Below are 1,562 nucleotides of genomic sequence, written 5' to 3'. Positions count from 1 at the left end.
AGTCTCCATCGAATCTTTGCAAATCCGAAGGAATCACAACTGGCTGAAATCACTCAATCCTTTTTGAGGTCGCCTCTAACCACATGGCCGTTCTACGCGGCAGGCCTCCACAACCGCTACATTTGGTCATTGTATGGCTCTTTGGTCTGCCCGACCATCTTCGCCAATTCAGGAAATGAGAGGATGTCTGTTTCGCCCTGCGCGTTGTTTGCTGCCAGCAGGAGTCGAATCGGAAAACAAACCGCGTCCCTGTTCGCTGGCGACATATCTTCGGACAATCGCTCGTCACCGGTCAATGACGCCTCGACCTGACGAAGTGCACGATTAAGGTCGTCAACTGAGATGATCCCCTTGTGAACAAGGGTGTTGTTGATCGCGGCCACGGCCATCAAAAGCCCTTCAATCTGAAGGTTCGCCACGTTCATCCTGATTTCCACTTCTTGATAAACGGTTCTCCATTTGGAGAATGTTCGGCCGGATCATCGTCCCGTGGCGGCAAATCCCCGCCACGGTCCATGTGCCTCGTTCGGTATTACCGAGCGTCGTGATGCTCTGGCATGTCTTTGAGCTGGTCCTTGGTCCATGACGTTAGGGCATGAACGTCGCCATCCTCATCACGCATGAAGTCGAGTTCGGACGCAGATACGGCTACTGGTTTGGCGCCGATACCAAGGAAACCGCCAACGTCGATGACGACCTGGCTGCCGTGAATGTGGTCAACAGAGCCGATCTTCTCGTCGTCCGGGCCATAGATGGTGGCGTCCTCCAGGATTTCAGGTGTCAGTTCGTTGGTGGTGAGCCGTACGTGATTTGTGTGGTCCATGGTCAAACTCCTCTTGGGTTGGACTGACCCAACCCGGAGATGGACGTTCTGTTCCCCAAGAAGCCACTAGTTTCAGACTTAACGGTCGAACACAAAGGGTCTATCTGTCGGGAAGAGTGAATGGTGGAAACCTCAAGGAAGCAGCCCCGCATTCGTGCCATTCCATGGTAGCGTTGGGCTCGCCTTCCTTGCCGTAGCACCAATCCCTTTCGTTGAGGGCGGCGCCATACGCCGACCGGGACATGCATGAGACCTCGACTTTAACGTCGTGTCTCTTTGAAAGACGACAGATCGAATCGGCATTCTCATAAAGCTGGATCAGTTCTGGTACGGTTTCGGTCGCCTCCGGAAACTGCATCGTGGATTGAGCCGCCGTGCGGTTGGCTGTCACCATAAAAATCGACAGCACTAAGCAATAAGCCGAGAGACGGAACATCTAAGCCTCCTGTCCACTATTGTTTTTGTGCGCGACGCTTTTTGAGCGCGACGATCATGAAGATCGCAAGCACTGCAAAAACGACGGTGAGAATGGGTGTAGCGTAAAAGACAGCAACCAATTCGCAGGTGCCGTCCTGGCAGGTCCCGAGATAGCCCAACCGAGCAAGGACCATTCCAGCAGCGAGTGCGAGCCCAAGGCAAGCAGCCAAAGCCAGCACAGCGTATGGTCTGCCCCCTGAAGACTGGTCCTGCCTTATGTATGGTTTTTGAGCCGATGGAGGACTTAAGAAATGGCCAGAAA

4 protein-coding genes are annotated in these 1,562 nt (G+C 53.8%); all 4 read right to left on the bottom strand.

Features of this window, described 5'->3' with window-relative positions; genetic code table 11:
• Positions 1–116 precede the first annotated feature (116 nt).
• On the bottom strand, positions 117–425 hold the full coding sequence (locus ACX3P1_RS28040; RefSeq protein ID WP_459083065.1) for a hypothetical protein: 309 nt from the start codon (positions 423–425) through the stop codon (positions 117–119).
• 107 nt (positions 426–532) lie between these two features.
• Positions 533–823, bottom strand: a complete 291-nt coding sequence (locus ACX3P1_RS28035) for a PRC-barrel domain containing protein (RefSeq protein ID WP_459083063.1) — start codon at positions 821–823, stop codon at positions 533–535.
• Between the two features lie 100 nt (positions 824–923).
• Entirely contained in the window at positions 924–1,259 is a 336-nt protein-coding gene (locus ACX3P1_RS28030) for a hypothetical protein (RefSeq protein ID WP_459083061.1), read from the bottom strand.
• 16 nt (positions 1,260–1,275) lie between these two features.
• On the bottom strand, positions 1,276–1,562 hold a 287-nt coding region (locus ACX3P1_RS28025; protein ID WP_459083059.1), incomplete at its 5' end, for a hypothetical protein.

The sequence above is a fragment of the Mesorhizobium sp. A623 genome (assembly GCF_054489405.1).
This window is presented reverse-complemented; position numbering and strand designations above follow the sequence as displayed.

Excerpts from the sequence above, each read along its gene's own strand:
- ACX3P1_RS28040 (WP_459083065.1), bottom strand. The coding sequence starts at position 425 with ATGAACGTGGCGAACCTTCAGATTGAAGGGCTTTTGATGGCCGTGGCC.
- ACX3P1_RS28035 (WP_459083063.1), bottom strand. The coding sequence starts at position 823 with ATGGACCACACAAATCACGTACGGCTCACCACCAACGAACTGACACCT.
- ACX3P1_RS28030 (WP_459083061.1), bottom strand. The coding sequence starts at position 1,259 with ATGTTCCGTCTCTCGGCTTATTGCTTAGTGCTGTCGATTTTTATGGTG.